The organism is Thalassovita autumnalis, assembly GCF_001458255.1.
GTDB lineage: Bacteria > Pseudomonadota > Alphaproteobacteria > Rhodobacterales > Rhodobacteraceae > Thalassobius > Thalassobius autumnalis.
Map to the genome: position 1 here is coordinate 1 of NZ_CYSB01000033.1, position 4,278 is coordinate 4,278.

The window sequence follows — 4,278 nt, forward strand, 5'->3', positions numbered from 1 at the left end:
GACATCTAGCAGGCACTCCATCACGCCGTCAGAGCGGGGACACCGGACGGATACGCATCTTCCAGCTTGTGCATCTCTTCTTCGAGCGCATCGCATAGGACGCAGATGTCTTCGACGATTGGAGAAGAGGGTTCGAGATCAGCAAAACACGCTGCTTCGATGGTGTCGCCGCGATGCACATTTCGAAGGGTCAGCAACGCATGGAGATCGAGCAGCTTGTGCGCGAGGCGGCGTGTCATCACGAGTGAGGATGCGATCTCATTGAGAAGCGATTGCGCTTTCCGCAGTGCGGGTTGCCCGCCGAGCAGATATGCCGCATTTTGCACGGCTTCGGAATGCGAGGACATGAACGCGCGCATGCTCGTCATGGTATCAGTAGTAAGGTCGAACATATTGTTCTCCTATGCAGCGCCCTCGCGATGTTGCGCAGGGCTTCAAGTGCGTCAGATTGGGCTCCTTTCTCAGGCGCAGTTTAAGTTTTGAGAGGCTGCTTTCTCTCTTGCGAGGCAGGGCGGCTGGTTTCTTCGGGGTTCACCCAAGACACCCGAAGAAACCTGTTCGACCCTGCCAACTGTTACCCTGGAAGGGCTTTTTCGATGGCCGCCAAACCCATGAGGGCCGCCATCCTGCGATACCGATCAGCGTTTACCTCATAGAACTGCTTGCTGGTCGCGTGCGCGTGTCCGACGAGTGCCTGCGCGACCTTCGCATCGAGCTCGGCATCGAGGGTGACGTAATCGTAAATCAAAGTGCGAACGATATGCGCGCTGTGGCCGGTGCGCTCGGTCATATTGCGGCGCAACCATTCACGCTCATAGCATTGCCAATCGCGCGCCGGGTTAGCAAAGAGCGCGGTGCCCACACGTTGGTCATAGATTTTCCAGAGGTAAGCAGGGTCCGTGTCCATCAGCAGAACCGCATCGAGGAATGGCGTCAGGCAATCCGCCAGCCGACCAGTGATGTAAGTGCCCGTTTTGGATGTTTTCAAATCGACGGACCAGCCTTCGCTGTCTCGGCTGAACTCTTTACCTATTTTCCCCTCACGGAGGTCTTTAGCGCGGATTTGCAGCTTGCAAAGAAGAGCAATAGCACCCGCCAGAGTGTAGTCGCGTCGACGGTTTCTGATGTCTTCTTGGAATGGCGCCTGATCCAGGATCTCGCTCGCCGTTTTAGCCAGGTCGACCAAGTCGATTGGCACTTTGGCCAACTTGATTTCCTTGTGCTTTAGGTCAGTTCTGGCTTCAGCCTTCAGTGACCAGTGGGTTTCCAATAGCTCCTCCCCGATCTCGGCAGGGTATCCAGCTCGCTTGGCGAAATATCCAAGGAATTCGCAATGGCCAGCGGCTGAGATGGTCTTTAGGTCATCTGACACCAAGTCTTCGGCGAAGGCAGTTGCGGTTTCCATAGTGAGCTCCGGCTTCAACCCGCGCTGCTTCGCGGCTCGTATCAGGCGTCGAATGGCGCAGCCCATCACCTTGATGCGTGCCGTCGAAAGCCCCCCGAGCTCCTTCGGTTTTCGGCTGATCACCTTCATTTGCGACAGAAAGGGTTCCGGGAGTTCACCGTATGCAGGCTTGTGCTTTACTCCCTTGGCAGTGCTGCGTCGCTTACGCTGAGCCGCCTGAAGGATCAGAGTATCAGGATTCCCCGGATCAATCGCCGTCATAAACGCCGCCAATCCACGGAGGTTGCCGGGGTCTGCATGAAACGTCATGGCGTGATCCAACGACAGGTGCGTCACCTGATTGCGGTGCCGTAACCAGCGGTCCGCCAGGCGAATTTCCCGGTCGCCGATCCCCCCCTCAAGAAGCATCGGCAGGACCGCACGATATGGCGCCCAATGAGATGCCCGAAGGACAAGTTCCACCGGTCTACGATCTGAGGCTCCGCTGCTCAAAGCCCAATCCTCGCCTTCGCCCGTTTCATAAGCGTAATGGCGCAGCAAAGTCTTGAAGCCAGAAATTGTGGACGACGACCAGTTGGCGGTTTGCAAACGCTTGATCATCGCTCCTGCTGTTTCAGCGTTTAGGATCACCAGCAGCCCGTTTAGTTGGGCAGTTTCGGCGAGGCAGCGAAGGGCAGATGAGACATTTGCCCGCTTCTTTTGCAGCGCGGGCGCGGAATAGGCGCGCCCGGTGTCGATGTCTTTTAGGAACCGCTGCATCTTGGGCGGCAGTTGATCTTCGCTCACATTGAATCTCATAGACGCACCTTTTTCTCCAGAGCAGCATTTACATTATCCATCCCATCCATGGCGCGTTGCACCTGCGCGGCGACATCGAGGAAGGCATAGACACGGGCGACGGTTTCAGGATGGTCACCGAGAAGGGATGCAATCACGTTGATGTCGGCTCCCGGCTCATTCCAAAGGATCGACGCGATGGCGTGGCGCACCTGATGGAGGTTCATGTAGTAGTCCACAGATGCGGTGGCGAAGCGCCACGCCTTGTTCAGCCTTGCATAACCGGCACCTCCCAAAAGCAATGTGGGATCAGGGTTTAGCAACCGGCCCATAAGCACGGGTCGCGCCGCCTTGAGCCACCATTCCAGGATTGCGCGTGGGTCTACTTTCCCACGACGAGAAATTTCGGCGGTGATGGGTTTCTTGTTCTTAATGATTGTGCGCGGTAATGCGAAAGACACCAGTTTCGAAGCCGGCGGCAATGTCACATGCGCATTTGGACCCTCCATGGTCAGTTGGATCGCGGTATCGGCGCGCACGGGCAGGAAGGTCAGCACAGCTGCTGCGGCCGCCGCCAATGCCCAGTTCGTCGCCTGAGCTTTCTGGTTGTCTGGAAGATCCTCATAGCTGGCAATCATGGGCGCCGCCTTTTCATGAAAGAGGCGTGCCAAAGAAAAGAACTTGGCCTTGCGATAATCTGATTTCACGAGGCGCTTGCAGAAGGCCTGATTGTCGGGTGTCATCTTGTCCCAGTTCGCAAAATACGCGCCTTGAAAGAACTCTTTCTGCTCGGATTTCAGATCGGGATTAAATCGACGCAGGAAGCGAAAGGTTCCCTGTAAATTCTTACGGACCGTCGTTTGCGCCAGCGGCTTCCAGTAGAATTCGCCAGCCACCTCGGCTTCGAAGGCGGCCAGTATGTGCCCCATCGTGGCAAATGTCGCTGGATCAGGATCTTCACTGAGGTCGAGAAGGTCGAGTTCTGCCATGCAGGAATAGAACCATTGCGCAGCTTCGCGTGCATTCTTCACTGTGCCTTCGCTGCACGGATCCTTGCGCTTGTTCTTGAGCAACCCAGTGTAGGGCACGCCTTCGCGCAATTCGTCCTCCATGTCCGAGATCGCGTGCTCCAGTTTAGAAGGCAATTTCGGGGTAACCCGGCGGGCGGTGACCATGGGGATGTCTTCGATTTTTCCAGGCAGTAGGCCCTCGGGAAGACCGTGGTCCAGATCCTGCAGCTTGTTGATGATCTTGGTCGCCTTGCGCATGGCTGACCGCTGACTCGCATTCGCAGTCTCACTCTGCATCCATGAATGAACGAGGCTCGCTGTAAGCTGGTGCGGTTGGCGATTGTTTTCCCGCGCAAAGTTGCGCAACACGGTTACGGCAAGAAAATCATTCTGCTGAATGCCGGTGCCTTTGCGCGTTCTACGGATGAACTGCGAGGTTGCGCCCAGCAGCTGCGACCAGTCATCCTCGATATCTCGAAGAAGATCCCGCTCCCGACGGGCGCCGGAAACGTGGTCCATCAGGCTCTTCACATTCGAATGCCATGCCGAGAACTGCTTGAAGGTTTCGAACCCTTCTGGTGCATCCTTGTTTTGCATATTCTGACGCCAACGCTCGACAAAGGCGTTCGGGTCAATTGGGATCCGCGAGAGATCGCAATTGTAACCAGCCAGTTTGGCGCATTTGCGCGCTGAACCGCGCACCTTCGCGGCATTCGCCGGTGAGTAAGGCAATTCGCCAGCATCCAGAATTTCAACAGCCTGTTGTAAGTTCACTTGCATGAGTTCGCTCCTTGTTGTTTTTCGTTGCGAAACGGGTCCACATGACCCTTCAAGAACGCTGTTGTTCGACTGGTTTTGCTTGGATGCGAATTGAGGTCCTTTTTTCGAATTTCGGCACCCGAAACACGAAATGAGGAAAAGGACCGCAAAGAGTTGACAAATGACACTCTGTGGGCCTTTGCCTCACTTTTTCCGGTTCGGTTCAAGACGCAGCATTCGGTTTTTAGCGCCTCAAAAGTCACTCAGAACACTGAAGTGGTCCCAGAAAACTGGACAGTCAGCTAAGGTGTATCCCAAACCTTTGAA

General features: G+C 55.6%; 3 protein-coding genes. All 3 read right to left on the bottom strand.

The features are described from left to right. Positions 1-20: 20 nt before the first annotated feature. Positions 21-392 (bottom strand): hypothetical protein, encoded by a 372-nt coding sequence (locus TL5118_RS12995; RefSeq protein WP_058241780.1) that lies wholly within the window; start codon positions 390-392, stop codon positions 21-23. 182 nt (positions 393-574) lie between these two features. Then, a complete protein-coding gene (locus TL5118_RS13000; protein ID WP_131727445.1) occupies positions 575-2,191 on the bottom strand; it encodes a hypothetical protein in 1,617 nt (538 codons plus the stop codon). 8 nt (positions 2,192-2,199) lie between these two features. After that, complete coding sequence (locus TL5118_RS13005) at positions 2,200-3,972, bottom strand: site-specific integrase (RefSeq protein ID WP_058241778.1); 1,773 nt, start codon at positions 3,970-3,972, stop codon at positions 2,200-2,202. Positions 3,973-4,278: the final 306 nt, after the last annotated feature.